This is a genomic window from Streptomyces sp. NPDC091287 (assembly GCF_044768525.1).
In the GTDB taxonomy this organism is placed as follows: domain Bacteria; phylum Actinomycetota; class Actinomycetes; order Streptomycetales; family Streptomycetaceae; genus Streptomyces.
Genome location: NZ_JBIVUV010000001.1, coordinates 451,900 through 476,511 on the forward strand (window position 1 = coordinate 451,900; position 24,612 = coordinate 476,511).

24 protein-coding genes and 1 pseudogene are annotated in these 24,612 nt (G+C 71.7%); 7 read left to right on the top strand and 18 right to left on the bottom strand.

The genetic code is table 11. From position 1 onward, the window contains the following. Positions 1-97 precede the first annotated feature (97 nt). From ACIQRW_RS01875 to ACIQRW_RS01890, 4 genes are all read right to left on the bottom strand, one after another. Positions 98-1,573: an aminotransferase class I/II-fold pyridoxal phosphate-dependent enzyme gene (locus ACIQRW_RS01875; RefSeq protein ID WP_403752955.1), complete on the bottom strand. Its 1,476-nt coding sequence runs from the start codon at positions 1,571-1,573 to the stop codon at positions 98-100. Between the two features lie 52 nt (positions 1,574-1,625). Continuing rightward, positions 1,626-2,513, bottom strand: coding sequence for an SDR family oxidoreductase (locus tag ACIQRW_RS01880; protein WP_403752958.1), 888 nt, complete (start codon positions 2,511-2,513; stop codon positions 1,626-1,628). 116 nt (positions 2,514-2,629) lie between these two features. Further along, positions 2,630-3,676: an SDR family oxidoreductase gene (locus tag ACIQRW_RS01885; protein WP_403752961.1), complete on the bottom strand. Its 1,047-nt coding sequence runs from the start codon at positions 3,674-3,676 to the stop codon at positions 2,630-2,632. A 43-nt stretch (positions 3,677-3,719) separates the two neighbouring features. Continuing rightward, a complete protein-coding gene (locus ACIQRW_RS01890; protein WP_403752964.1) occupies positions 3,720-4,904 on the bottom strand; it encodes an alcohol dehydrogenase catalytic domain-containing protein in 1,185 nt (394 codons plus the stop codon). A gap of 123 nt (positions 4,905-5,027) precedes the next feature. Here ACIQRW_RS01890 and ACIQRW_RS01895 point away from each other — a divergent pair, with 123 nt between their 5' ends. Continuing rightward, the gene (locus ACIQRW_RS01895; protein ID WP_403752967.1) at positions 5,028-5,564 is read left to right on the top strand and encodes a cysteine hydrolase family protein; all 537 of its coding nucleotides are present in this window, start codon (positions 5,028-5,030) and stop codon (positions 5,562-5,564) included. A 70-nt stretch (positions 5,565-5,634) separates the two neighbouring features. Here the strand turns inward: ACIQRW_RS01895 and ACIQRW_RS01900 are convergent, their stop codons facing one another. From ACIQRW_RS01900 to ACIQRW_RS01920, 5 genes and pseudogenes are all read right to left on the bottom strand, one after another. Beyond that, on the bottom strand, positions 5,635-6,030 hold the full coding sequence (locus ACIQRW_RS01900) for a VOC family protein (RefSeq protein ID WP_403752970.1): 396 nt from the start codon (positions 6,028-6,030) through the stop codon (positions 5,635-5,637). Positions 6,031-6,228: 198 nt separating this feature from the next. After that, a complete protein-coding gene (locus ACIQRW_RS01905) occupies positions 6,229-7,209 on the bottom strand; it encodes a TIGR03557 family F420-dependent LLM class oxidoreductase (protein ID WP_403752973.1) in 981 nt (326 codons plus the stop codon). A 200-nt stretch (positions 7,210-7,409) separates the two neighbouring features. Then, a pseudogene (locus tag ACIQRW_RS01910) lies at positions 7,410-8,078 on the bottom strand (HAD family hydrolase). A 22-nt stretch (positions 8,079-8,100) separates the two neighbouring features. Next, positions 8,101-8,571 (bottom strand): DUF5709 domain-containing protein, encoded by a 471-nt coding sequence (locus ACIQRW_RS01915; protein WP_403752976.1) that lies wholly within the window; start codon positions 8,569-8,571, stop codon positions 8,101-8,103. A 52-nt stretch (positions 8,572-8,623) separates the two neighbouring features. Next, positions 8,624-8,950, bottom strand: a complete 327-nt coding sequence (locus tag ACIQRW_RS01920) for a plasmid stabilization protein (RefSeq protein ID WP_403752979.1) — start codon at positions 8,948-8,950, stop codon at positions 8,624-8,626. Positions 8,951-9,454: 504 nt separating this feature from the next. On the opposite strand from ACIQRW_RS01920, the gene panD reads away from it, so the two are divergent. Both panD and ACIQRW_RS01930 read left to right on the top strand, forming a co-directional pair. After that, entirely contained in the window at positions 9,455-9,880 is a 426-nt protein-coding gene (gene panD, locus ACIQRW_RS01925; RefSeq protein ID WP_403752982.1) for an aspartate 1-decarboxylase, read from the top strand. Between the two features lie 61 nt (positions 9,881-9,941). After that, a complete protein-coding gene (locus tag ACIQRW_RS01930) occupies positions 9,942-10,295 on the top strand; it encodes a GNAT family N-acetyltransferase (protein ID WP_403752985.1) in 354 nt (117 codons plus the stop codon). 73 nt (positions 10,296-10,368) lie between these two features. On the opposite strand, the gene ACIQRW_RS01935 is transcribed toward ACIQRW_RS01930, so the two are convergent. From ACIQRW_RS01935 to ACIQRW_RS01965, 7 genes are all read right to left on the bottom strand, one after another. Next, positions 10,369-10,662 carry a PIG-L deacetylase family protein gene (locus ACIQRW_RS01935; RefSeq protein ID WP_403752988.1) on the bottom strand — a complete coding sequence of 98 codons (294 nt, stop codon included), beginning with the start codon at positions 10,660-10,662 and terminating at the stop codon, positions 10,369-10,371. A 532-nt stretch (positions 10,663-11,194) separates the two neighbouring features. Continuing rightward, positions 11,195-12,577, bottom strand: coding sequence for a diaminopimelate decarboxylase (locus ACIQRW_RS01940; RefSeq protein WP_403752991.1), 1,383 nt, complete (start codon positions 12,575-12,577; stop codon positions 11,195-11,197). Positions 12,578-12,668: 91 nt separating this feature from the next. Next, the gene (locus ACIQRW_RS01945; protein WP_403752994.1) at positions 12,669-13,466 is read right to left on the bottom strand and encodes a family 1 encapsulin nanocompartment shell protein; all 798 of its coding nucleotides are present in this window, start codon (positions 13,464-13,466) and stop codon (positions 12,669-12,671) included. Then, positions 13,466-14,539: a Dyp-type peroxidase gene (locus ACIQRW_RS01950; protein ID WP_403752997.1), complete on the bottom strand. Its 1,074-nt coding sequence runs from the start codon at positions 14,537-14,539 to the stop codon at positions 13,466-13,468. Before ACIQRW_RS01950 ends, ACIQRW_RS01945 begins: the two co-directional genes overlap by 1 nt. 207 nt (positions 14,540-14,746) lie before the next feature. After that, complete coding sequence (locus ACIQRW_RS01955) at positions 14,747-15,730, bottom strand: alpha/beta hydrolase (protein ID WP_403753000.1); 984 nt, start codon at positions 15,728-15,730, stop codon at positions 14,747-14,749. Positions 15,731-16,009: 279 nt separating this feature from the next. Then, positions 16,010-17,449 (bottom strand): NADP-dependent phosphogluconate dehydrogenase, encoded by a 1,440-nt coding sequence (gene gndA, locus ACIQRW_RS01960; RefSeq protein ID WP_403753003.1) that lies wholly within the window; start codon positions 17,447-17,449, stop codon positions 16,010-16,012. Between the two features lie 158 nt (positions 17,450-17,607). After that, the gene (locus tag ACIQRW_RS01965) at positions 17,608-18,144 is read right to left on the bottom strand and encodes a DUF5709 domain-containing protein (RefSeq protein WP_403753006.1); all 537 of its coding nucleotides are present in this window, start codon (positions 18,142-18,144) and stop codon (positions 17,608-17,610) included. Positions 18,145-18,402: 258 nt separating this feature from the next. Between ACIQRW_RS01965 and ACIQRW_RS01970 the strand changes: the two genes are divergently transcribed. The 3 genes from ACIQRW_RS01970 (at position 18,403) to ACIQRW_RS01980 (ending at position 22,113) form a co-directional block, all read left to right on the top strand. Then, entirely contained in the window at positions 18,403-18,546 is a 144-nt protein-coding gene (locus ACIQRW_RS01970; RefSeq protein WP_403753008.1) for a hypothetical protein, read from the top strand. Positions 18,547-18,825: 279 nt separating this feature from the next. Beyond that, positions 18,826-20,301 carry a UDP-N-acetylmuramoyl-L-alanyl-D-glutamate--2,6-diaminopimelate ligase gene (locus tag ACIQRW_RS01975; protein ID WP_403753010.1) on the top strand — a complete coding sequence of 492 codons (1,476 nt, stop codon included), beginning with the start codon at positions 18,826-18,828 and terminating at the stop codon, positions 20,299-20,301. A 255-nt stretch (positions 20,302-20,556) separates the two neighbouring features. Next, entirely contained in the window at positions 20,557-22,113 is a 1,557-nt protein-coding gene (locus tag ACIQRW_RS01980; protein WP_403753012.1) for a carboxylesterase/lipase family protein, read from the top strand. A gap of 170 nt (positions 22,114-22,283) precedes the next feature. On the opposite strand, the gene ACIQRW_RS01985 is transcribed toward ACIQRW_RS01980, so the two are convergent. Both ACIQRW_RS01985 and ACIQRW_RS01990 read right to left on the bottom strand, forming a co-directional pair. Then, positions 22,284-23,102: an ABC transporter ATP-binding protein gene (locus ACIQRW_RS01985; protein WP_403753468.1), complete on the bottom strand. Its 819-nt coding sequence runs from the start codon at positions 23,100-23,102 to the stop codon at positions 22,284-22,286. Positions 23,103-23,253: 151 nt separating this feature from the next. Beyond that, positions 23,254-23,616 carry a hypothetical protein gene (locus ACIQRW_RS01990; RefSeq protein ID WP_403753014.1) on the bottom strand — a complete coding sequence of 121 codons (363 nt, stop codon included), beginning with the start codon at positions 23,614-23,616 and terminating at the stop codon, positions 23,254-23,256. Positions 23,617-23,712: 96 nt separating this feature from the next. Here ACIQRW_RS01990 and sigJ point away from each other — a divergent pair, with 96 nt between their 5' ends. After that, positions 23,713-24,612, top strand: coding sequence for an RNA polymerase sigma factor SigJ (sigJ, locus tag ACIQRW_RS01995; RefSeq protein WP_403753016.1), 900 nt, complete (start codon positions 23,713-23,715; stop codon positions 24,610-24,612).

Here is a 24,612-nt window from a genome sequence, read left to right on the forward strand (position 1 = left end):
GGGCGGGGCGGGGGGGCTGGGCCCGTCACGGGTTTGCCGGGTAGGGCGTTGGTCGGGCCCGGAGCTGCTCGGGCCCGGAGCTGCTCGGGCCTGGTTGTCAGGGGTCCTCGGTGCGGACGCGGACGGTTCGCAGGGTGGGGTCGGCGGGGTCGGGAATGTTCATGCCCGCCTCGACGCCGGAGCTCAGGTAGCGCAGGAGGGGTTCGGTGATCCGCTCGCCGGGCAGCACGGCCGGAATGCCGGGAGGGTAGGGCGTGAGCATCTCGGCGGCGACGCGGCCCACGGCTTCCGACGCCGGGACGTCCTGCGTCCGGGCGAAGTAGGCGTCACGCGGCAGACATACCTGGTCGGGACGGAGCTCGGCGGGCGTGGGCACATGCACCTCGGGAGCGGGGCGGAGCGTGTGCGCGTGGCGGGCCAGGTCCCGTAGGGCCGTCAGCAGCCGGTCGGCGGTGTCCTTGTCGTCGGCGTGGGTGAACTGGGCGCTGATCCGGCGGTGGTCCACGAGGTGCATGTCGATGCGGTGGTGCTCGCGCAGCCAGTCGGCGGCCCGGTAGCCGGTGGTGCCCATGGCCTCGATGTCGATGATCACCGGCAGCGGGTCGAATTCCGCCGCCGCGCCGGGTCCGCAGAAGTCGTCCGGCCCGTTGACGTGCATTCCCTCGATCTCCTCGATGCGGCGACGCACCGTCGCTACGAGATCGAGTGCTCGGGACAGCAGTCCGTGGCCTTCCAGGACCATCTGCCGGCGCCAGCCGTCGATCCCGGCGTAGAGCAGCACGGAGGGGCTGGTCGTGCCGAGGAGGTCGGCCCGTGAGGCGAGGGTGTCGTGGTCCACCAGGTCGCCCTGGAGGTGGAAGACGGAGCCTTGTTCGAGGCCGCTGCCCATCTTGTGGATGCTGGTGACGCAGACGTCGGCGCCGGCGTCCATGGCCCAGGACGGCAGGTCCGGGTGGAACGGCAGGTGGGCTCCCCAGGCTTCGTCGACGATCAGTGGCTTGGAGCGCCGGTGGCAGATGTCGGCCATGGCGCGCAGGTCGGCCGCCGTGCCGTACGGGGTGGGGCTGGTGATCAGGGCGCCGCGTGCGTCCGGGTGCCGGGCGAAGGCTTCCTCCAGGGTGGAAGGGGAGGGCGGGTGTGCCAGATGCCGCTCCTTGTCCCACTGGGGTTCCAGCCAGACGGGCTCGATGCCGCAGAGGATGAGGCCGGCGATGACGGACTTGTGGGCGTCCCTGCCGACCAGCAGCTTCTGGTGGGGTGCGGCGACGCTGAGCATGGCGGCCTTGACCGACAAGGAGCTGCCGCAGGTGGAGAAGAAGGTGTGCTCCGCGTGGACGGCGTCGGCCATGAGGTCTTCGGCCCGTCGTAGTACGGAGGACTTCTCCTGGCGGTCGTCCAGCCCTCCTGTGGCGAGGACGTCTCCGAAGAACTCCGCGTCGCCCAGCACGGCGCGCACGGCTGGGGGAGCGCCTCGCGCTTGTTTGTGACCGGGCGGGGAGAAGCCCAGCTCGCCCCGGTCACGATAGGCGGTGAGGGCGTCGAGAACCGGCGTTTCATGATGGTTCATGGTCATACGACACGCCTTCCCGGCCGACGCGCGGTCAAATCAGCCTCCTTTCCCTGGATCAGGGGAGCGGGGTGCCGCCGGTGGCGTTCATGATCTCGCCGGTGATGAACGAGGCGTTCGCGGAGGCCAGGAAGACATAGGCGGGTGCCATTTCGGCGGGTTGCGCGGGGCGGCCCAGTGGACTCTGCTTCCCGAATTCGCTGGTGTCGGGCAGGGTCGCCGGAATGAGGGGCGTCCAGACCGGGCCGGGAGCCACGGCGTTGACGCGGATGCCGTCGGAGGCCAGCATCTGGGCCAGGCCCTGTGTGAAGGTGACGATCGCCCCCTTGGTCATCGCGTAGTCGAGGAGATGGGGGCTCGGCTTGTACGCCTGCACCGAGGTCGTGTTGATGATCGACCCGCCTGCCGGAATGTGCGGCAGGGCGCTCTTGCACAGCCAGAACATGCCGTAGAGATTGGTGCGCATCACGCGGTCGAACTGCTCGGTCGAGATCGCGGAGATCCCGTCGGGCTGGGACATCTGATACGCCGCGTTGTTGACCAGGACATCGATGCGGCCGAACTCGGACACCGCGCGCTCGATGAGCGAGCGGCACTGCTTCTCGTCCCGGATGTCACAGAGGACGGGCACCGCCCTGCGGCCCGCCTGCTCCACCAGGCGAACGGTCTCCCGAGCCTCCTGCTCCTCCTCGGGAAGGTGGGTCAGCAGGACGTCCGCGCCCTCGCGCGCGAAGGCCAGCGCCACCGCACGGCCGATCCCCGAATCACCCCCGGTGATCAGGGCCTTCCGGCCGTCGAGCAGGCCGGAGCCGCGGTAGGACTCCTCGCCGTGGTCGGGCGGCGGGTCCATCGGGCCGGTCCAGCCGGGATGTGCCTGTTCCTGCTGGGGGAAGTCGGGGCGGGGATGGAGCGTATTGGGGTCCTGCGGCTGTTCACTGCTCGCCATGGTGGTCCTTCCTACGTCGTCCGTCGTCGCAGAGGTCCAGTACATCGGACGCGCCCGGGGCCCGCGGGCCGTGCCGGCCGGCCCGCCGGAGCTCCGCCGGCGGCACGGCTGGTGGCTCAGCCGATCTTCCGGCCTGTCAGCGGTGCGGTGTTCTCGCCCGCTCCGGTGCGTACGCCGCGCAGAAAGGCGCTCAGCGCGTCTTCCGCCGTACGGGTGGGCTGCCAGCCCAGCACTTCGTGCGCCCTGGTGGAGTCCAGTACGGGCAGTCGCAGCACCGCGTCGAACAGGTGCGGGGAGGCGGGTACGGCATGGGCCCGCCAGGCGGCCGAGAGCGCGGTGCGAACCAGGGCCGTGGGGATCCGCACGATCCGGGCGTCGAGCAGGTCCGCCAGCGTGCGGGCGTCGATGACCGGGTCTGCCGCCAGGTTGAAGGAGCCCCGTACATCGCGGAGCACGGCCAGCCGGTAGGCGTCGGCGGCATCGTCGGTGTGGAGGACCTGGAAACGCAGCCCGTCCAGGTCGGGTACGAAGGGCAGCAGGTCGGGCCGCAGGAGGGGGCCGGGGGCGTAGCGGCCGGCGAAGATCCGCCGCTGCTCGGGGGCGGCCGTGTCCTTGAAGAGGAATCCGGGCCGCATCCGGACCACCCGGATCTGCGGGTGGCGCAGCTCGAAGGTGTCGAGGACACGTTCCAGGTAGGCCTTCTCCCGGCAGTAGGCCGCGTCCGGCCAGCCGTGCGTGGGCCACTGCTCGTCGACGCCGGGTTCGTCCTTGGGGCCCGGGGAGTAGGCGCCGACGGACGAGGCGTGCACCAGGGCGGGAACCCCGCTGCGTGCCACGGCCTCGAAGACTCGCTGGGAGCCCAGCACATTGCTCTGCCACGTCACCACGGGGTCGTGGGTGGGCTGGAACCGCCACGCCAGGTGGACGACGGCGTAGGCGCCGTGCAGGAGACCCGTGAGCCGGTCCTCGCTGTCGGCCCGGGACAGATCGATGGTGTCCCACTCCACCTTCGGGATCTCGAGCGCGGGTTCTCTGCGGGCCAGCCCGAGGACGGATCCGATGTCCGGGTCCGCGGCGAGCGCGCGGACCACGCTGGTTCCCACGTTGCCGGTGGCGCCCGTGACGACCACACGCTTGCCGGGATGTCGGCTGTTGTTCTCCACGCCTGGTTTCCTTCCTGGCAGTGGCCCGTTTCCCGTCTCCGGGTCAGGGGATGAGCAGGGTTTTGATCATGCCGTCGGCCTTCTCCCGGAACGTGTCGTACGCCTGGGGTCCCTCTTCGAGCGGGAGGTGATGGGTGGCGAAGGAGTCCACGCCCAGCGGGTCGTCGTCGGTGAGCAGGGGCAGCAGGTCGTCGACCCATCGCTTGACGTTGGCCTGGCCCATGCGGAGCTGGATCTGCTTGTCGAACATCGTGAGCATCGGCATCGGGTCGGCGGAGCCGCCGTACACGCCGGAGACGGAGATCGTGCCGCCCCGGCGAACCAGGTCGATCGCCGTGTGCAGTGCGGCGAGGCGGTCGATGCCCGCCGTCTCCATCATGCGCTGCGCGAGGGTGTCGGGGAGCAGCCCGACCGCTGTGTGTGCCGCCTTGGCCACGGGGGAGCCGTGGGCCTCCATGCCGACCGCGTCGATCACCGCGTCCGTGCCGCGCCCGTCCGTGAGGTCGCGGACGGCGTCACCGAGGTTCTTGCCGTAGCGACGCAGGTCGAGGCAGGTGGCGCCGTACCTGCTCGCCCGGTCGAGCCGTTCGGGGACCAGGTCCACGCCGATGACGAGATCGGCGCCCCGGTGGCGGGCGATCCGGGCGGCCATGGCGCCGATCGGGCCCAGGCCCAGGACGGTGACGCTGCCGCCGGGCGGGATGTCCGCGTACTCCACTGCCTGCCAGGCGGTCGGCAGGACGTCCGACAGGTAGACGAACCGGTCGTCCGACGGGCCGTGCGGGACCTTGATGGGCAGATCGTTCCCGAAGGGCACCCGCAGGTACTCGGCCTGGCCGCCGGGCACCTGCCCGTAGAGCTTGGTGAACCCGAACAGGGACGCGCCCATGCCGCGCTCGCGCACCTGGGTCGTCTCGCACTGCGAGTGCAGCCCCTGCCCGCACATGTAGCAGTGCCCGCAGGACACGTTGAAGGGGATCACGACCCGGTCCCCCGGAGCGACGGCGGTCACCTCGCGGCCGACCTCCTCGACCACCCCCATCGGTTCGTGGCCCAGGATGTCGCCCGGGTCGAGGTAGGGCCCGAGAACCTCGCACAGGTGAAGGTCGGATCCGCAGATCCCGGTGGACGTGATCTTGACGATGACGTCGGTCGGGTCCTGGATCCGCGGGTCCGGGACCGTCTCCACCCGGACATCCCGCTTTCCCTGATAGGTCAGTGCGCGCACAGTCCGCTCCCTACTTCGTCGGCATTCGCGAACGAGTGTGCCGGGTTCCCACCCTGTCAATCGTGAAACACGCAGACAGGTCGCGGGCCGGAACACGAGCGGCCCCTTTGCGATGATGAAGTCATGAGGAACAACGCGCTCATCGTGGTCGACATGATCAATACGTACGATCACCCTGATGCCGACCTGCTCGTTCCATCCGTCCGGAGCGCACTGCCCCACATCGCGCGGCTCATCGCCCGCGCCCGCTCGGAACATGTCCCGGTCATCTATGCGAACGACAATTTCGGAGAATGGCGATCCCACCACGGAGAGATCGTCGAGAAGTCTCTCGCGGGAAAGAACGCGGAGCTGGTCGAACCCATCCTGCCGGACGATGAATCCCTCTTCGTCGTCAAGGCCCGGCACTCGATCTTCTACGAGACGCCGCTCAGCTATCTGCTCTCCCAACTGGGCGCCGACCACTTCGTGCTGTGCGGGCAGGTCACCGAACAGTGCGTGCTGTATTCAGCACTCGATGCCCACACCCGGCATCTGCACGTCACCGTTCCCAGGGACGCGGTGGCACACATCCACAGCGACCTCGCCGACGCGGCTCTGCGCATGATGGAACGCAACATGGGAGCCAGGATCACCCTCACGGACGACGTCACCTTCTGACACCGGTCACACGAAGCCGCTGCGGTACCGTCCCGCCCGCAGCAGGCCGGGCCGCCCCGAACCGCGGAGTTCAATCGAGGTAGTGGGCGCGCCCCTGGTCATCGAGGCCGACGGAGCCGGGGCCCTCGGGGATGATGCAGAACTCGTTACCCTCGGGGTCGGCCATCACCAGGAAACCGCCGTCGGCGTACTCCTCCAGGCGTCGTTCTCCGAGCGCCTCGACCCGCTGCTGCTCGGCTCCCGGGTCGGGGGAGGAGATGTCGAAGTGCATGCGGTTCTTCCCGGGCTTGGGCTCACCGGCCTGTTGAAAGCCCAGGCCAAGCCCCTTCTCGCGCCGCAGCCAGACGTAGGGGCCGGTACGGTTCACGATCGGACGGCCGAGCAACTCGGACCAGAACGCGGCGAGCCGCTCGGGGCTGTCAGCGTCGATGATGAGGGCGTTGATCTCCAGAGATGCCTCTGTCATGCGTCGATCCTTTATCACCGGGCGACTTTGCGGGAACAGCTGCGGAGGAACACCTGCGGAACACCTGTGGTCGGAACACCTGTGGCCGCCGTCTCGGACGGGCGGCCGCAAAGGGTCTTCTCCTTCCAGGCGCTGTCTGCGGGCGTGCCTCCGGCGCATGCGCCGACAACGGACCCGGGGTGTACGGGGCCACAGCGTTCAGCCTCGCGTGTTGTTCGGCTTGAGCTGTCGGATGCGCGCGTCGAGCTCACGCTGGTAGAAGTCGATGAAGCCATCGGGGTCGGGGCCCGCGTTCTGCATGACCAACCTGTCGAAACCCGCGTCGACGTAGCTCTGGGCCACCTCGACGAACCGTCCGGGGTCCGCTCCGCAGGCGAACTTCTCCAGAATGTCCTCCTCGCGCACGGTGGTGGTCGCAGCATCGAAGTTGACCGGATTGGGCAGCTCGCTCATCACTTTCCACCCGGTCAGCGCCCACCGCGACGTCTCCAGAGCGGCGCGCGCGGCGGTGTGCGCGTCGGGCGCCCAGGCCATCGGAACCTCGCCGTAGCACGGGCCGGTTCCGCCGGCGTCACGGTAGTGCTGGACGATGCTCGGCTTGTCCTCCGTGGCGAACAGGCCGTCGCCCAGTTCGGCGGCGATGCGGGTCGACAGGTGACCGCTGGCGGCCACGGCGATGAGTGGCAGTTCGTCGGGGAGGTCGAAGACCCGGGCGTCCTGCAGCCGCAGGTGCTTCCCCTCGTAGGACCGGTATCCCCCGCTCCAGAGCAGCCGGATGATCTCCAGGGCTTCCGTGAGCATTTCGTGCCGGGGTTCGACCGCGTCGGGGAATCCCGGACCGACGACGTGTTCGTTGAGCCGCTCGCCCGAGCCGACGCCCAGGACGAAGCGGCCTTCCGAGAGCAGGGCGAGTGTCGCGGCCGCCTGAGCGATGATGGCGGGGTGGTAGCGCACGGTGGGGCACGTGACCCCGGTCGCCAGACCGATCCGCGACGTCTTGGCCGCGATGCTTCCCAGCACCGTCCAGGCGAACGGTGAGTGTCCCTGGTTGTCGAGCCAGGGGTGGTAATGGTCGCTGATCTCGACGAAGTCGAATCCCGCCTCCTCGGCGAGCACGGCCTGCCTGACCAGCTCCGCCGGGCCGAACGCCTCCGCCGCCAGCTTGTATCCCACCTGCATGTGATCCTCATTCCGCACGCGTCATGGCCGCTTCTTCCGCACAGGGGTACCCGCTGATCTCCGCACATAACGGTCGAGGGCGTGGACCGGGCGGGATGCCGCCGGGACCTGGCCCCTCCGGGTGATGCCCGGCGACAGCCACACGAGGCCCTCATGTCCAGCCCGCACGGCTACGCGACTGGAGGTTCCGGGTCCGCGCGTCAGTCGGGGCCCGGCCCGAACGGGCTGTCGTCGAGGCGGTCGAGCAGATCGGCGACGTCCTGGTAGACCGCTTCCGCTCCTGCCCGCTCCAGGTCTGCGCGAGGGATACCGCCCGACAGGAGAGCCACCGCGGTCACCCCGGCCCGGGCCGCCGCCTCCATGTCCCACACCGTGTCGCCCACGAACACCGCCTGCCCCGCACTGACTCCGGCCAGTCGGCAGGCCAGCTCCACGGGCTCCGGGGAGGGCTTTCCCCGGTCGACGTCGTCCGAGCTCGCCGTGGCCCGGATGGCCTCGTCCGCGTCCACCGCCCGCCGCAGAGCCGCGAGCTCCGTCCCGCTCGCCGAGGTGGCGAGGACGACTCGCCAGTCGCGTCGGGCCAGCGTGCGCAGCAGGTCGCCCGCGCGCCGGAAGGCGGGGAGGCGGTCGAAGTACGTCGCCTAGAGCACCGTGTGCGCGGAGCTGATGGCCGCGTCCTGCCCCGCGTCACGGTCGGGCCCCAGGAGTCGCTCGATCAGATCACCGGAGCCGAGGCCGACCGCCCGGTGGATCTCCGGCATCGGCACGGTGTGCCCGGCCTGCCGGAAGGCCTCCCACCAGGCCACCACGTGGAGGTGATTGGTATCGGTGAGCGTGCCGTCCACATCGAAGATCGCCGCGCCAGTCATGGTCTCCCGCTTTCACCGGCCGTCAGGCCTCGCGCCCCTGGATGTCCGCCTCGTCCGCGACATGGACGGCCGCTTCCTCCGCCGACGCCGCGCCACCGTCGATGCCCACGTCCTCGGCGAAGACGTCGTTCTCCCGCCCGGCCGCGTCGTCCGCCGCGGTGAGACGGCCTGCCCGGGGCTCACGCTCGGCCCCTTCCAGGGGTTCGCCCTCACCCTCGGCTAGGTCGCCGATGCCGTCACCATCGGGCGGTTCCACGTCGTCGGTCTCCTGGGCGAGCCGCTGGTCCAGGGATTCACCGTGGCGCACCTCGGCCCCGGTCGTGCCGAACCTGTTCACGGCCAAGGGGCGCTCGGGTGGGGAGTAACCCTCTTCCATCCGGTCGTCCAGATCCCGTTCGTCGAGCGTGTTCTCCAGGTCGAGGTCGTCGTTCGGCGGATCGCCGCCGTCGTCCTGCGGCTGGTACACGTCGTCGCCGTGTGCGTCTGCGGGCATGTCCTGTTCCCTCCGTCGTGCGGGCGGCCGGCCCCCGGACCGCCGGTGGGCGTCAGCGTCCGAGGGCCTTGCGGAGCTGTTCCTTGTTCATGGAGGAGCGCCCGTCGATGTTCTTCTTCCTGGCCTCCGCGTAGAGCTGGTCCCGCGTGGGGCCCTGCGAGCCCTTGTGGGAGCGTTCGCCGCCGCGTTCGTAGGCGGACTTCCTGTCCTGCGTCGACGTCTTGCTCGCCGTCTTCGACTCGCCCGACCGGGCGCGCTGCTTGTTGACGGTCCGGGCCGCGATCTCTTTCGCGCGGCCCTTCGACGCGCCCTGTTCCTCCTGGCTCTCCTTGATGTGCTCGTACTGCCGCTCGCGCTTCTTGCTGGATCCAGCCGGCATGGCGTACTCCTCCACTTCCGTCCCGAGGGCGTCGGGACACCGCGTTTCCCGTACGGACCCCACTAAACAACGCCCACCGCGCCGGCGCCCCCGGAGGCAGGACCAGGAGTGGCACCCCCGAAGCCGGCGGGGACACCGGCCCGAACGCGGGCTCGCCGTGCTCGGTGCTCCCGTCGGCAAACGTTCCTTCGACTTCGGCCAGTTCTGGTTCAAGGGACAGCGCATGGGAACAGGCCAGGCCAAGTAAAGGCGTACAACCGCCGACCCGGTCCTGCTCACCGGACCGGGAACCTCGCTGTCCGCAGCACGGAAGCCCTTCACCAGCGCCACACCCGAACACCCCTGCTACGTCGGACAGCCCCCCGGAGCCGCGCCGGGGCTCTCGCTCACCACGGACGCGACGACTGCGTTCGGCGGCACATCCTCTGCGCATCGTTGTAGGGTGCAGAACAGCCCTTGACCTGCAAGAGAGCAGGCAGGGAGCCTAAGATCAGGAGTGCCTCGATGCTACGTACGATGTTCAAGTCCAAGATCCACCGGGCCACCGTCACCCAGGCCGATCTGCACTACGTCGGTTCCGTGACGATCGATGCCGCCCTGATGGAGGCCGCCGACCTGCTCCCCGGTGAGCTGGTCCATATCGTTGACATCGACAACGGCGCCCGCCTGGAGACGTACGTCATCGAGGGCGAGCGCGGCTCCGGTGTCATCGGGATCAACGGCGCGGCCGCACACCTCGTGCACCCCGGTGACCTGGTCATCCTGATCAGCTACGCACAGGTCGACGATGCCGAGGCCCGTTCTCTCGTGCCGCGGGTCGTGCACGTGGACGCGGACAACCGGATCGTGGCGCTCGGGTCCGACGCCTCGGCGCCGGTTCCCGGGTCTCGTACGGAGCGGAGCCCGCAGGCCGTCGTCGCGGGCGGTTGAGGTCGCCGTCCGTGTTGCCGGGCGCGTGACGTCCAGGGTCACGAACGAGAAGGCAGGGGTCATGGCCGAGAAGGCAGCTGTAGAGATCAGGGACGACCGGGAGCACGGCAGTCTCGTGGCGTACGAGGACGGCAAGCCGGCCGGGACCATCGCGTACTTCGTCATGGACCCGGCTCCCGGCGCGCTGGTGGCCGTGCACACCGTCGTCCGGCCCGAGCACGAGGGCAAGGGCGTCGCGGGGGCGCTGGTCCGGGAGTTCTCCACCATGGCCGCCCGCGAGGGCGTTCCCGTCGTTCCGCTCTGCCCGTACGCGGCGAAGTGGGCGCAGCGTCACCCCGACGAGGCGCCCGAAGCGTCGGCCGAGCTCGTCCAGGAGGCGGAGCGGCAGCTCAGGAACCACCCCGAGCTGTTCTGAGACCGGAGACCCGTGTGAGTGTGGTGGGCGGCGTTCGGAGCGGTTCTCCGGCCGCCGTTCGCCACGCTTCCCGTCATGCGGTGAGCGCCGTGGCCGATCCGTTCCGCGGCGCGAGGTCCCGGCGGATGTACCACTCGGTCCCCAGCACCTCGCGCTGAACAGCCGCAGGCAGAGAGGCGATCCGGCCGGGCGCCGCTCCGCGGTCCACCTCGGCGAGCTCGGCGGCCCGGTGCGTGCCCTCCGCCCAGGTCGCCGTGACCACCGCGGTCCGGGCGCCGCCGGCCGCGTGCTGAGCGAGGACGCCTCCGCAGAACAGGGACTCGTCGTCCGGATGGGCGTGGACGGCGAGAACGCTCGGCAGGGGCATGAGGGACCCCATTCGCATCGACGGCGCCGGTCGCGGATCCGGACGGATCCAGCCAGGTCCGGGCAGCTTGCCGGAGTCCTGCCCATTCGGGGCGGTCCGGCACACCGGCTCGGGCCGCTGGCGCCGAGCGTATGTGTGGACTCGGCAGGCGCGGGCAGCCGCTCCGGGAGACGGTGGAGGAAAGCTCCATCTGTCCATTTCGTGCCGTTGTGGAGGATCGCGATGACCCACCCGTACCCCGACCCCGTACCGCCCTCGCCGACGCCTCCGCCCGTACCGGGCCCGCCCACCCCGGTGCCCAGCCCGCCGCCCGTGCCGCCGGGCCCCGGGCCGGTGCCGCCCGGACCCGCGCCGGACCCGATCCCGCAGCCGCCCGCGCCTGGCCCGGACCCCGTACCGGATCCGGAGCCCGAGCCGCAGCCCGCCGGGACGTGACCGGCGGCCGGTCGGCCGTTTTGTCCAGGCCGGCCTGGACGGAACGGCCGACCGGCCTCGGCTGTGCCGGCCCCGCCTGTTCGATCGCCCCGCCCGTTCAGTCGCCCCGTTCGATCAGCGCGTCCGCGTGCGCGAGACCACTCTCCGCCGCGATGTCGTCCAGCGACTGCGCGTCCCGCACCGTCACGAACGTCACCTGTCCGTCGTGGCCCGAACCGTCCTTCAGCCCCGCCACCGCCCGGAAGCCGTACACCGCGGGACGGGGCAGACTGTTGTACGCCCACGGGGTGGAGAAGTAGTACGCCCCCGTGTCGTACAGCACGACCACATCGTCCTCGGCCAGCTCCGGCAGCTCCCGGCCGTACGCCACCACGTCCCCCGCGAAGCAGCACGGCCCCGCGATGTCCTGCGCCAGCGGCGGGCCGTCCTTGGGCGTGCCGTCCGGGCCGAACGCCCCGATCCGCAACGGCCAGGCATCGGGCATGAGGACGGTGCGGGTGGCGGTCTGCGCTCCCGCGTGGGTGAGCGCGATCCGGCGGCCCCCGGCGTCCTTCGTGTACTCCACCCGGGCCCCGATGAACCCGTTCTTCGCCAGCAGCGACCGGCCGAACTCCGTGACCAGGGAGTAGCGGCCGGAGAAGAGGCCGGGGGCCGCCGCCGTCAGCGCCGCCACGTAGTCCGCGTAGCGGGGGCGTACGGTCTCGTCGGCGAAATTGACCGGAAGGCCGCCGCCGATGTCCAGGCTGGTGACCTGTCGGACGCCCAGCGTCGCGTTGATCTCCTCGGCCAGCTCGTACGTCCGTGCCACCCCGTCCGCGATCAGCTCCAACGGGCAGCCCTGGGAGCCCACATGGGCATGCAGCCGGCTCAGCCACGGTCGCTCGCGGAAGGCCTCCACGATTGCCTCGCGGGCCCCCGGGTCGCGCAGCGCGACCCCGAACTTCGAGGTGTCGGTCGCCGTACTCATCGGCCCGATGGAGCCACCGCCCACCTGAGGGTTGACCCGCAGTCCGAGGACCGAGGCGGTGCCCGGGGTGCGGAGGGTGTCGATGCGGCGCAGTTCGTCGAGGCTGTCGGCGTTGACGGCGACGCCGAGGGCGAGCGCCAGCCGGATCTCCTCACGGGTCTTGGCGGGGGAGTCCAGGACGACACGGGACGCGGCGAACCCGGCCTCCACGGCCAGCCGCAGTTCACCCGGGCTCGCCACCTCGCATCCCATGCCGCGGTCGGCGAGCAGCCGCAGGACCGGGACGAGGGAGCAGGCCTTGGCCGCGAAGGTGTGCAGTACCTCGGGTGTGGCGGCGAAGGCGTCGTGGAGGTCGCCGACGGAGGCGCGCACGCCCTCCGTGTCGATGAATCCGGCGACCGGGCTGTCCTCGCCCAGCAGCCCCTGCCCGATGGCCGCCCGGACGACGGCGTCGAAGCGGGCGGCCGGCGGTGCAGTGCCGCCCTCGTGGTGTGCGGAAGTCGTCTGCGTCATACGGCCAGAGTCCCTGATGGCTGCCCCCGGGTCTTCGGCGGAACGGGGGCGCTCGGTCGCCCGGACACACGCCGGTGAGCGCCCCCGGGGATCAGGCGATCAGGCCGACCACGGCCTCCGGTGTCAGCATCCGGAAGGTGAAGGCCTGCTGGAAGTAGAGGTGGACGCTGGTGGCGTCGTGGTCCGCGTAGCCGATCGACAGGTCCTGACCGAGGCAGAGTTCGAAGTCTCCGCCCCGGGTGGACAGGAGCACCCCGCCCTTGACCGCGGGCGCCCACAGGATCTCGTCGTCCACCAGGCGGCTCAGGTGTGTCTTGACCGGATACCCGTGGTCCGAGGTCTCGGCGGCCTCGGTGAACGCGTCCGCACCGAGCAGCAGCCGGTACGGTCCGTCGACACCGGCCAGCCGCAGCCGCGTCACGGCCTGGCTGACCACCACCGGATAGTCCCGCGCGTCGGCGGGCAGCGGGAGGGGATCGTGGCAGGAGCCGTCCCGCAGGCCGGTGATCCCGGCCGCCCCGTACCCGTCGATGATCGCCATGTCCTCGGCGAACGCGCAGGTGCGTGCCGCGTCCTTGACGGGCTGCCAGTCGCTGTCGGCGGAACCGCGCTCCACGTCGTCCACAGCCTGGCGGGTCACCGTGAACGGCACCCGCCACTCGATGACCGGCATCGATGTCCGGGCCCGGGCCGCCACGTCCGGGGTGGGCGGATCGATGTCGATCAGATGGCCGTCGCCGACGGCGGCCAGGGTCGGACCCGCCGGATCGGACACGTCGACGACACGGCGGCCGGCGACATGGCGGCGGAAGGTGCGCCGGGCCTCCTCCTCGATCTCGTCCCAGGCGGACGGCGTGACCGGCGCGAGTTCGCGATGCAGATTGTTCATCACTGGACGCTTTCTTGCAGGCTGCCGATGCGCAGCGAACCGTGGTCCACCCCGGCCGCGAGAGGCTGCTGCCGGACCGGTGCGGGCACCGGTTCCGGCCGGTCCCCGGTGCGGGTCAGGACGGGCGGGGGCGGCGGAGCGTCGAGGAAGTCGGCGCGGGGGGCGAAGAAGAGGGAACCGGTGACCGCCGTGGAGAAGTCGAGGATGCGGTCGTGCGTCCCGGGGGGATCGCCGAGGAACATGTTGCGGAGCATCCGCTCGGTCACGTCGGGATCGGCGGCGTACCCGATGAAGTACGTACCGAACTCGCCCTTCCCGAAGCTTCCGAACGGCATGTTCGCCCGCAGGATGTCCCGTTCGGTGCCGTCCGGGTCGGTGATCGTGTTGAGCGCGAGGTGGGAGTCCGCGGGTTTCTCGTCGTCGGGGAACTCCACGTCGTCCAGCTTGGTGCGGCCGATGACGCGTTCCTGCTCCTCCACGGAGAGCGCGTTCCAGGACGTCAGGTCGTGCAGGTACTTCTGTACGACGACGTAGCTGCCGCCCTCGAACTCCGGGTCGTCCTCCGCCCCGACGAGCGCCGCCGAACGGGCGTCGTCGCCCACCGGGTTCTCCGTACCGTCCACGAAGCCGAGCAGGTCCCGGTGGTCCAGATAGCGGAAGCCGTGCGTCTCGTCCACGATCCGCAGCGCTCCGCCGAGCTTGTCGAGCAGCTGGGCCGCCCATGCGTAGCAGACGTCCATCCGCTCGGCCCGGATGTGCAGCAGCACGTCGCCTGGGGTCGCCGGGGCATGGTGGAGAGGGCCTCGCAGCTCCGGGAACGGGTGGAGGTGAGCCGGGCGCGGCCCGGCGAACAGCCGGTCCCAGGCGCTGGAGCCGAAGCCCGCGACACAGGCGAGACCGGCGTCCGGGTAACGGAAGCCGAGCGACCGGGCGACGGCCGCGAGATCCGGCAGCACGTCCCGCACCGCGCTCTCGCCGCCCGGCTCGATCGTGCCGACCAGGAACAGCGCCGCGCTGGTCAACGGCGCCACGACGGGCTGGACGGAGACGGGATCAGGGACGGCGTCGGGCATGCGCGCACTCCACTACGACGGTGTACGGACGGCGGTGGATCGCCGGTGGTGAACGGTCGGCGGTCGCGGACCACGGTGAACATGGCTCGCAGCCACTAACGCACGTCCCGTCCCCGACCGCACGCCGGGAGCGCCCGGCCGGGGGAGCACGCCCGGCCCGGGCCGGGGGAAGGCCCCCAGGGGCCCGACGGGGCAGCCCCCTCCGCCTCAGCCGTCGTGGAGGGCCGTCCGCAGGGCGTCGACGGCGAGCCCGCGGGCGACGTTGGCGGCGCGGGTGTCGCGCAGGCTGTCCAGGAGGAGGAAGTCGTGGACCATGCCCGCCACACGGACGGACGTGACGTCCACGCCGGCCTCACGCAGCCTGTTGGCGTACTTCTCGCCCTCGTCGCGCAGGACGTCGGCCTCGTCGGTGATGACCAGCGTGGTGGGCAGGCCTCGGAGCTGCTCCAGTGAGGCCCGGAGCGGCGAGGCGTACACCTCCGTGCGGTGGGCGAGGTTGCCGGTGTAGGCGTCCCAGAACCACTTCATGCCGTCGCGGGTGAGGTAGTAGCCCTCGGCGAACCGGAGGTAGGACGGGGTGTTGAAGTCGGCGTCGGTGACCGGGTACAGCAGGACCTGCGCCTTGAGGTCGATGCCCCCGCGTTCCTTGTTCATCAGCGCGAACACCGCCGACATGCAGCCGCCGACCGACTCGCCGGTGACGGCGATCCGCGAGGTGTCCAGTCCGTGTTCCGCTCCGTGCTCCACGACCCACCGGCCCACGGCGTAGTTCTGCTCGACCTGGGTGGGGTATTTGGCCTCGGGTGCGCGGTCGTAGACGGGGAAGACGCCTGCCGCCCCGGCACCGACGGCCAGTTCGCGGAAGAGGCGGTCGTGGGTCTTGTCGTCGCCGAAGACCCAGCCGGCGCCGTGGATGTAGAACACCACCGGCAACGCTCCGGTGGCCCCCTTGGGCCGGATGACGCGGGTGCGGACCGTGCCCCACTGGCCCGCGTCCACGTCGACCCACTCCTCGTCGACTTCGGGGCGGGGGACGCTCCGGTCGCTCTGCAGGCCGAGCAGGATGTCGCGGCCCTCCTCCGGGGGGACCTCGTAGATCCGCGGATGTGGGTCCGTGGCCTCGCAGAGTTCCTTCGCGGCGGGTTCCAGGTAGGGCGTGATCGGAGGGGGAAGCAGCGGGGGATCGGTCATGTCGGCTCCATGTCGTGGGCGGCGCGTGCGCCCTGTTCGCGCGGCCTCGCGGGCCGCCGCTGGTGCCCCCCCCACCCCGGGCCTGCCCCCCGTTCCATCCTCGCCCTCCGTCCGTGGAGCGCAACCGCGCCGGGCACTTCGGATACGGGGTGGCCGGCCCGCGTCCCCGCGACCTCCCCGGGCGTGCGCGCGGGGCACCGGCGTCCGAAGACCGGGATGCCGGGGCCGGCGGCAGTGCGTCACCGGCCGAGCCGACGGCATCGGCTCCGGGCGGGGCTGTCAGCTCTCCACCTCGGTCCTGTCGCCGCCCCAGAGGGTGTGGAACGTGCCGTCGCGGTCGGTGCGGTGATAGGTGTGTGCGCCGAAGTAGTCGCGCTGGCCCTGGGTGAGGGCGGCGGGGAGGCGTTCGGCGCGCAGCGAGTCGTAGTAGGCGAGGGTGGCGGCGAAGGCCGGGGTGGGGACGCCCTGGGTGACGGCGGCGGCGATCACGGTGCGCCAGTCGCCCTGTGCCGCGGCGATCTCCTCCGCGAAACCCTTGTCGGCGAGGAGGCCGGCCATCCGGGGCCGGGCTTCGTAGGCGCCGGTGATCCTGTCGAGGAACGCGGCCCAGATGATGCATCCGCCGCGCCAGATCGAGGCGACCGCGCCGAGGTCGATGTTCCAGTCGTACTGCTCGCTGCCGGCCGCGATCTCGTGGAAGCCCTGGGTGTAGGCGACGATCTTCGAGGCGTACAGCGCCTGCTCGACCTGGTCGGCGAAGGCCGCCGCCTCGTCCTCGCCGAGCTTGCGGGCGGTCGGTCCGGACAGGTGGCGTGAGGCGTCACGGAGATCGGCGTGGCCCGAGACCGAGCGGGCGAAGACGGCCTCGGCGATCCCGGAGACGGGAACACCCAGGTCAAGGGCGATCTGCACGGTCCAGCGGCCGGTGCCCTTCTGCTCCGCCCGGTCGAGCACGACGTCCACGAAGGGTTTCCCAGTCGCTTTGTCGACATGCGAGAGCACTTCCGCGGTGATCTCGATGAGATAGGACTCCAGGCGCCCGGTGTTCCACGTGCGGAAGATGTCCGCGATCTGCGCGGGGGAGTACCCGGCCACGTCGCGGAGCAGTTGGTACGCCTCGCCGATCAGCTGCATGTCCGCGTACTCGATGCCGTTGTGCGTCATTTTCACGAAGTGCCCGGCGCCGTCCGGCCCGACATGCGTGACGCACGGAGCGCCGTCCTTGGCCTTCGCGGAGATCTTCTCCAGCATCGGCCCGAGTGAGGCGTACGACTCCTCGCTGCCGCCCGGCATGATGCTCGGTCCGTCGAGCGCGCCTTCCTCGCCTCCGGAGATGCCGGTGCCGACGAAGTGGATGCCCTGCTCGCGGAGCTCGCGCTCCCGGCGGCGGGTGTCCTCGAAGTGCGCGTTGCCTCCGTCGATGATCACATCGCCGGTTTCCAGGAGGGGCGCGAACTCCGCGATCACCGCGTCCGTGGCCTCCCCGGCCTTCACCATGATGACCAGCCGTCGCGGCTTCTCCAGGGCCGCCACGAAATCCTCGGCACTCCCGGTCGCGACGAAATCACCCTCATCGCCGAACTGTTCGACGAGTTCATGGGTGCGAGCGGCTGTGCGGTTGTGCAGAGCGACGGTGTATCCGTTGCGGGCGAAGTTCCGGGCCAGGTTGCGTCCCATGACGGCAAGTCCGGTGACGCCGATCTGCGCAGTGCCGCTCATCTGTGTGCTCCTGGGGATCCGAGTACGTCGGTGCGTTCGGTGCGTTATGTGCGTTCGGAGGCGCGTGGTGCGTTCGGCGGTGCGTGGTGTGCTTCGGGCAGGGGAGTACGGGCCCGGGGACAGGCGCGTTCAGGGGCGGGCGCTCGCCGACGGCCCGCTCACGGCGAGGGCGAGGGCGAGGCCGTGCCACCGGTGGCGGGGCCGGTTCCGGGCGCCGGACCGGCCTCCAGGAGCGCGTCGTCGTCCCCCGGCTCGGGGATCACGTGCATCGCGGCCTCCTCGGCCGACGCCGCCGCCCCGTCGATGCCCACGTCGCTGGCGGTGAGGGTGGCCGGGACGCTTCCGTCCGCCTGCTGGGTCAGCCGTCCGGCGCGGGCGACGCCGACCTCGTCGTCCCACGGCTCGCCGTCGCCGCCCACCAGATCGCCCACGCCGTCGCCGGCGGAACCGTCCGGCTCGGGCACTTCTCTGGTCAGCCGCGCTTCGAGGGACTCGCCGGTGTGCCGCTCGTTGGCCGTGGTGCCGAGGCCGTCGACCACCCAGGGGCGGTCCGGTGGAGCGTAGCCCTCGTCCAGCGGGTCGCCGGTGCCGGACGGATCCATGAGCGTGTCCCCGGCGTCGAGCTGTTCGCCGGGGTCGGAAGCCTCGGGCTCCTGGGGCTGGTAGACGTCGTCCCCCCAGTCGGTGTCGCTCATGGCGCGTCCTTTCCTCCGGGAGTACCGAATACCACTGTCCCCTGTACGCAATTCCACTCCGGTCCCGCTCCGGCCGCAAAGGGAAGATCGGATCTCGGGGCCGGGGGCGGGCCTCGCGGACCGGTCCGTACGCAGGTCGCGGCCCGTTCGCCGCGCATCCGTGGGTCGGGCCGCACCCGGTGCTGCTCCCGGCCGTCCCCGGCCGACGGAGCACCCGCGGCGGACCGGGGCCCTTCCCACCGCACGTACACTCGGCCCATGGGACGCAGCACCGAACCGAGGACACGCCCGCACCGGGCCGCCTCCGTGCTGCCCCCGGCCGCCACCCGCGCGGCTGTGCCCCCGACGCCCGCGGACGCGGCGCCGGGAACGGGCCGTACCGCACTGCACGGCCACGGCTAGCGGTCTGCGCTCGGTTCCCGACAGCAGCATCGGGCGCCCCGGCCCCCGGCGTAACCGCCCCGGCCCGCCGCCTCCTCACCCACACCACCGCATCACCGCACCGCCCCACCACCACTCCGGCCCGCTGAGCGCCGGAGCTCACCGCAAGCCTCCGGCGCTCGCCGGACGCGAGAGTCACGAGCGGCTCCACAGCACCACGCGGCCCACGGCGCACCCGCCCGTGCCGCCTCCCGGCGACGGCCGCACCAGCCGGACGGCGCCGCACTCGAAGGGATCATCGTGAAGCTGAGCGACCTCATGGCCGGGCAGGACCACCACGTGCTGCGGGGAACCCCTGCCCGCACGGACGTCACCGCCGGAGCGACGTTCGACGCGGACCGGGTCACCCCCGGCTCCGTCTACGCCGCGGTGCCCGGCCACATCGCCGGCGGCCCGGAAGCCGTCGCCCCGGCGGTCGCCCGCGGCGCTGTCGCCGTACTCGTCGACGAACAGGCGCCGCCGCTGCCCGCGGCACTGGGTGACGTGTGCGCCGTACACGTCCCCGATGTCCGCAAGGCCGCGGCGGTCCTCGCCTCGCGCTACTTCGGCGAACCGGGCCGGGCGATGGACCTGATCGCCATCACCGGCACCAACGGCAAGACCTCCGTCTCGTACATGACCGAGTCGGTGCTGCGGATCGCCGAGGGGGCCAGGGTCGGGGTGATCGGCACCGCGGGCAGCCGCATCGGGGACGAGCCCATCCCGATGCCCCCTTCGGTGCTCACCACCCCGGAATCGCCCGATCTGCAGTATCTGCTGGGGCACATGCGTGACCGCGCCACCGGCAGCGTCGTCCTGGAGGCCACCTCGATGGGGCTGCTGACGCACCGACTGGACCGTACGTTCATCGACGTCGGCGTCTTCACGAACCTGACCCAGGACCACCTCGACGACCACGGCACCATGGAGAACTACCGGGACGCCAAGCTCCGCCTCTTCCAGGGGCTGTGCCGGCGCGCCGTGGTCAACGCCGACGACCCGGTGGGCGCCGGGATCCGGGAGCTGATGCCCGACGCCGTGACCACGTACGCGTTGGACGGCGACGCGGACTACCGCGCGAGCGATCTCACCGTGGACGCCTCGGGCACCCGGTTCACGCTGCACCATGACGGCCGCAAGTACCCGGCGGCGATCCCCTCGCCCGGCCGGTTCTCGGTCTCCAACGCACTGGCCACGGTGGCGGCCTGCCACCTCCTCGGCCACGATCTGGCCGGGCTGGTCGACGCGCTGGAGCGGATGCCGCAGATCCCCGGCCGCTTCGAGCGCCTCCACACCCCCGGCGGCACCTCGGTGATCGTGGACTACGCCCACTCGCCGGACTCCCTCAGCAAGGTCCTCACCACGATCCGGGGATTCGCCCGGGGCCGGGTCATCACCGTCTTCGGCTGCGGCGGCGACCGCGACACCACCAAGCGCGCCGAAATGGGCGCCATCGCGGGCGACTACTCTGACCTGTGCTTCCTCACCTCCGACAATCCCCGCTACGAGGACCCCGAGGCCATCCTCGACGAGATCGCCCCCGGCATCGCGTCGACCGGAACACCGTTCGAGCGGATCATCGACCGCCGTCTGGCCATCGCCGCGGCGCTCGCGGAAGCGGGGCCGACCGACATCGTGCTCATCGCGGGCAAGGGCAGCGAACCGCACCAGAGCATCCGGGGCGAACTGCTGCCGTTCAGCGACATGGCCACCGTGCGCGAACTGATCGCCGGATAGGCGGACAGGCGCGCACGCGGGCGGAGCCGCAGTCGGGCCGACGCGTACGCGGGCGGACCGCAGCCGGGCCGACGCGTACGCGGGCAGGGGCGCACACGTGCAGGCGGGCGGGAGAGCAGGCGAGCGGAAGACCGGGAGACCGGGAGATCGGGAGACCGGGCCAAGATCAATCCGGTGGTGGTGGCGCCGGGGGTCCGGCATGCTGGCCCGGCCGCGCCGAACGCCGGACGGGGCAGTAACGGGGGAGTGGGAGCCGTGGACGTCTTCACGACGAAGTCGGGGAGGGTACGGGGGCGGCGCGCCGCCCGGGACCGCGCCATCGTCGCCGTACTCGGACTCCCTTACGCGGCACCGCCGTTCGGCGCCCGCCGGTTCCGGGAGCCGCAGCCGGCGGAACCCTGGGACGGCGTGCGGGAGTGCACCGCCTTCGGGCCGGTGGCCCCCCAGTCGGCCGAACTGCCGGGCGCACCGGGCTGGTCGCCCGGTGACGAGGACATCCTTACGCTCAACATCTGGACGCCCGCCGACGGGCCCGGCGACCTGCCCGTGCTGGTCTGGATCCACGGCGGCGCGTACGTCTTCGGGTCCTCGGCCCAGCCGGACTTCGACGGCACAGCGCTGGCGGGCCGGGGGCTCGTCGTCGTCACCCTCAACAGCCGCCTCGGCTTCGAGGGGTTCGGCCAGATGCCGGAACGCCCGGTCGCCGTCAACGGCATGCGCGGGCACGACGCCGACAGCGGCGCCGCGGCCTTCCCCGGCAACCGGGGCCTCCTCGACCAGATCGCCGCCCTGGAATGGGTCCGGGACAACATCTCCGCTTTCGGCGGCTCGCCCGACCGGGTCACCCTGGCCGGACAGTCGTCGGGCGCCACCTCCGTGGCCTGCCTGACGGTGGCCGACCGGGCGCGCGGTCTGTTCCGCCGCGCCGTCCTGCACAGCGCCGTCAACGCCTTCGCCACGGTGGAGCAGGCGGCCCGCACCACCGCCGAGGTCGCGGCGGCGGCCGGGGTGCCCGCCACGCGCGCCGGGCTGCTCTCCGCCCCGCCCGAGGCCCTCGTGGCCGCGACGGACCGGGTCTGCGAGCGGTACGCACAGGACCCCGGCTCGGGGCGGCGCCACTACGACCCGGCGATCTACGGCCCGGTCGCCGACGGCGTCCTCCTGACCGCCGACCCGCTGGAGGCACTGGCGGCCGGAGCGGGCGGCGCGGTGGAGCTGCTGGTCTGCCACACCACGGAGGAGTACTGGCTCCTGGACGCGGTCGGCAGCAGCGCGAAGGTCACATCGGAGGAGCGACTGGCCGTCTTCGCAGCCGACTTCGGGCTTCCGGCGTCACTCGTCGAGGGCCACCGGGAGCTCCTGGCGGACGCGCCGGTGCTCGATGTCTACCTGACCCTCTGCTCCGGCCTCCTGTTCGCCGAGTACAGCACCCGCCTCGCCGAGGCCCACGCCCTGGCGGGCGGCCGGGCCTTCCTCGCCCGCTTCGACCGCCGCCGGGACCGGGCGGGGCGGCGGGTGCGCGCCTGGCACTGCGCGGACATTCCGTTCGCCTTCGGCAACCTCCACGAGGAGAGCGTCCACTTCCTCGTCGGCGGCCCGCCCGGCGCGGCCGACGAGGAACTCTCCCGGCGCATGACCCGTGCCTGGGCCGGGTTCGCCGCCCATGGCGACCCGGGCTGGGCACCCCTCGACGGGCCCGCCGGGAGCGGGGCGACCGTACGGGTCTGGCGTACGGCGGCGGAAGGCCCCGGGGTGGAGCACGGGTTCCGCGATCTGTGGCGTACGGCCGGACTGCCGTTGCTGGAGCCCTGAGGGTCCCTGCCCACAGCGACCCGGCCCCCTCCGCTCTCATCGGCGGGCAGCGGGCCCGGGCTCCTGACGCCCGGGCCCGCGTGCGACTGCCGTCCGGGCGGTGGCGGGCCCCGCCGACGCGATCCCGGGGTCGGACTCCCCACCCGCACGGCGTCGGGACGCGCTCCCGCCTACCCGAAGCCGCCCGAGCGGGCCAGCCAGCGGCCCGCGTGCCGTGACACCTCGATGGGGCGGCCGAAGCAGGCGGTCATGCGCTCCGGTGTGAGGACGTCCTCGACCGCCCCTGCGGCGAGGACGCGCCCCTCACGCAGGAGCAGGGCGTGACCGATCGCCGGGGAGAGCTCCTCCACGTGGTGCGTGACGGTCACCGTCGACAACTCCGGCCGGTTCACGGCGAGATGACGCATGGTGTCGACGAGGTCCTCGCGTGAGGGCAGATCGAGTGCGTTGAACGGCTCGTCGAGCAGCAACAGGGCCGGATCCGCCATGAGGGCGCGGGCGATGAGGATCCGGGCGCGCTGGCCGCCCGAGCAGACGCCGTACGGGCGGTCGGCGAGCTCCTTGATGTGGAGTTCGGCGAGCAACCCGTGGGCACGCTCGCGCACCTCGTCGCCGTACGACCTCCACAGCGGCTGGACGGTGCCGGAGTGGCCGGTGAGGACGGTGGTGTGGCCGGTCAGGTCCCCCGGGACACGCTGGGAGGTGGAGACATGGCCGATGCGGGTGCGCAGCTCCCGCACGTCGACGCGGCCGAGCCGGTGGCCGAGGACGTCTACCGTGCCTGTGGTGGGGAAGGCGGTGGCGCCGACGAGCCGCAGGACGCTGGTCTTGCCCGCCCCGTTGGGCCCGAGCAGCGCCCAGTGCTCGCCCGCCCGGACGGTCCAGCCGACGCCGTCGAGGATGACCTGGCCGGTGGTGTGGCGGCGCATGCTCACGCCGTCGAGGGCGGCGACGACGCGCCCGTGACTGTTGCCGGTGTTCCCGTCCATGCCGTCGTCCAGCCCCTTCGCGTCTCGCGTCGGTGAGTACCGCATCTGCCGCACGGAGGGTAGCTGTAGTTGGCACTTACCCGCGTGGGTGACTGCATCGCGGACACGGACGGTCCTGGCCGCCCCTCCCCGTGCCCCTTCGCGGTGGACCTCAGCGCCGGGCCAGGGCGAGCAGGCTCAGCCCGAACATCAGCACTCCCAGGGGGAGATGGACCGATGGCAGGTGCGCGATACCGACCGCGACCTGGACCGAGGCCAGGACCAGGAAGCCGGACGCGTACAGGATCGGCCGGGGCGGGCCGCCACCCGGCCTCCAGGCCAGAACCGCCGCGAGTACGCACAGCATCGACGCCCCGTACATCACGCGCGCACCGACGCTGTGCAGCGTCTCCCCGTAGGACGAGGTCATCAGCAGTCCGGAGGAGACCGCTTGAAGGAAGATCGTCAGAGTCTGCAGGGCGATCGCGATCCGCAGGAACGAGAACGCGCGCCGTGCCGGCATCGGAGTGGCCATGCCACGCCCCTTTTCCGCCCGTGGGCAGTCGATCGATAAGGTCTCACCAACCCGACGACACGGGCCGGCGAAAGGTAAGGCGAGGGGGGCCGGAGCATGGGGGCGGCGAGCGCGGGCGCCGAGGGGACAGCCGATGAGCGCGGCCGACTGATCAATGTGGCCTACCGGTTGCTCGGATCGCTCGCCGAGTCCGAGGACGCCGTGCAGGAGGCCTTCGCGCGCTGGTACGCACTGCCGCGGAGCCGGCGGGACGAGATCGTGTCGCCCGGAGCCTGGCTGACGACCGTGACCGGCCGCATCTGCCTGGACGTGCTCGGCTCGGCGCGGGTCCGGCGCGAACGCTACGTCGGCGCGTGGCTGCCCGAACCCCTGCCCGACCCCGTCGAGCGCGGCGGCGGCCGCGGCTCCGACCCCGCGGACCGGATGGTCCTGGACGAGTCGGTGACCATGGCCTTCCTCGTGGTCCTGGAGACGATGACCCCCGCCGAGCGCGTCTCGTTCGTCCTGCACGATGTCTTCCGCTACCCCTTCGCGGAGATCGCCGACGTACTCGGCCGGACCCCCGCCGCCTGCAAGCAGCTTGCGTCCTCCGCCCGGCGACGGGTGCCCGACGCCCGGACTCCGGTGGCGGCGGACGCGCGGACCGACGTGGTGCGGCGGGTCAAGGAGGCCTGGGAGAACAAGGACATCGCGGCCCTCGTCGACCTCCTCGACCCGTCCGCCGTGATGACCGCCGACGGCGGCGGTCTGGTCGGTGCCGCCCTGCGCCCGATCGAAGGAGACGCGCGCATCGCCTCGTACATGGTCGCCATCGCCGACCGGGCCCCGGGGCTGGAACTCCTGGAGCGGTCGGTCAACGGTGCGCCGGGCCTGGTGGCCCTGCGGGGCGGCGTCGTCCTGACCGTGGCCTCGTTCGACGTGACCGACGGCCGCGTCGCCCGGATCTGGGTGGTCCGCAACCCGGAGAAGCTGCGGCCTTGGGTGCCGCAGGGGTGA

Excerpts from the sequence above, each read along its gene's own strand:
- ACIQRW_RS01895 (WP_403752967.1), top strand. The coding sequence starts at position 5,028 with ATGAGGAACAACGCGCTCATCGTGGTCGACATGATCAATACGTACGAT.
- ACIQRW_RS01880 (WP_403752958.1), bottom strand. The coding sequence starts at position 2,513 with ATGGCGAGCAGTGAACAGCCGCAGGACCCCAATACGCTCCATCCCCGC.
- ACIQRW_RS01875 (WP_403752955.1), bottom strand. The coding sequence starts at position 1,573 with ATGACCATGAACCATCATGAAACGCCGGTTCTCGACGCCCTCACCGCC.
- ACIQRW_RS01930 (WP_403752985.1), top strand. The coding sequence starts at position 9,942 with ATGGCCGAGAAGGCAGCTGTAGAGATCAGGGACGACCGGGAGCACGGC.
- panD (WP_403752982.1), top strand. The coding sequence starts at position 9,455 with ATGCTACGTACGATGTTCAAGTCCAAGATCCACCGGGCCACCGTCACC.
- ACIQRW_RS01990 (WP_403753014.1), bottom strand. The coding sequence starts at position 23,616 with ATGGCCACTCCGATGCCGGCACGGCGCGCGTTCTCGTTCCTGCGGATC.
- ACIQRW_RS01915 (WP_403752976.1), bottom strand. The coding sequence starts at position 8,571 with ATGCCCGCAGACGCACACGGCGACGACGTGTACCAGCCGCAGGACGAC.
- ACIQRW_RS01940 (WP_403752991.1), bottom strand. The coding sequence starts at position 12,577 with ATGACGCAGACGACTTCCGCACACCACGAGGGCGGCACTGCACCGCCG.
- ACIQRW_RS01900 (WP_403752970.1), bottom strand. The coding sequence starts at position 6,030 with ATGACAGAGGCATCTCTGGAGATCAACGCCCTCATCATCGACGCTGAC.
- ACIQRW_RS01965 (WP_403753006.1), bottom strand. The coding sequence starts at position 18,144 with ATGAGCGACACCGACTGGGGGGACGACGTCTACCAGCCCCAGGAGCCC.
- sigJ (WP_403753016.1), top strand. The coding sequence starts at position 23,713 with ATGGGGGCGGCGAGCGCGGGCGCCGAGGGGACAGCCGATGAGCGCGGC.
- ACIQRW_RS01955 (WP_403753000.1), bottom strand. The coding sequence starts at position 15,730 with ATGACCGATCCCCCGCTGCTTCCCCCTCCGATCACGCCCTACCTGGAA.
- gndA (WP_403753003.1), bottom strand. The coding sequence starts at position 17,449 with ATGAGCGGCACTGCGCAGATCGGCGTCACCGGACTTGCCGTCATGGGA.
- ACIQRW_RS01945 (WP_403752994.1), bottom strand. The coding sequence starts at position 13,466 with ATGAACAATCTGCATCGCGAACTCGCGCCGGTCACGCCGTCCGCCTGG.
- ACIQRW_RS01970 (WP_403753008.1), top strand. The coding sequence starts at position 18,403 with ATGGGACGCAGCACCGAACCGAGGACACGCCCGCACCGGGCCGCCTCC.
- ACIQRW_RS01920 (WP_403752979.1), bottom strand. The coding sequence starts at position 8,950 with ATGCCGGCTGGATCCAGCAAGAAGCGCGAGCGGCAGTACGAGCACATC.
- ACIQRW_RS01950 (WP_403752997.1), bottom strand. The coding sequence starts at position 14,539 with ATGCCCGACGCCGTCCCTGATCCCGTCTCCGTCCAGCCCGTCGTGGCG.
- ACIQRW_RS01935 (WP_403752988.1), bottom strand. The coding sequence starts at position 10,662 with ATGCCCCTGCCGAGCGTTCTCGCCGTCCACGCCCATCCGGACGACGAG.
- ACIQRW_RS01985 (WP_403753468.1), bottom strand. The coding sequence starts at position 23,102 with ATGGACGGGAACACCGGCAACAGTCACGGGCGCGTCGTCGCCGCCCTC.
- ACIQRW_RS01905 (WP_403752973.1), bottom strand. The coding sequence starts at position 7,209 with ATGCAGGTGGGATACAAGCTGGCGGCGGAGGCGTTCGGCCCGGCGGAG.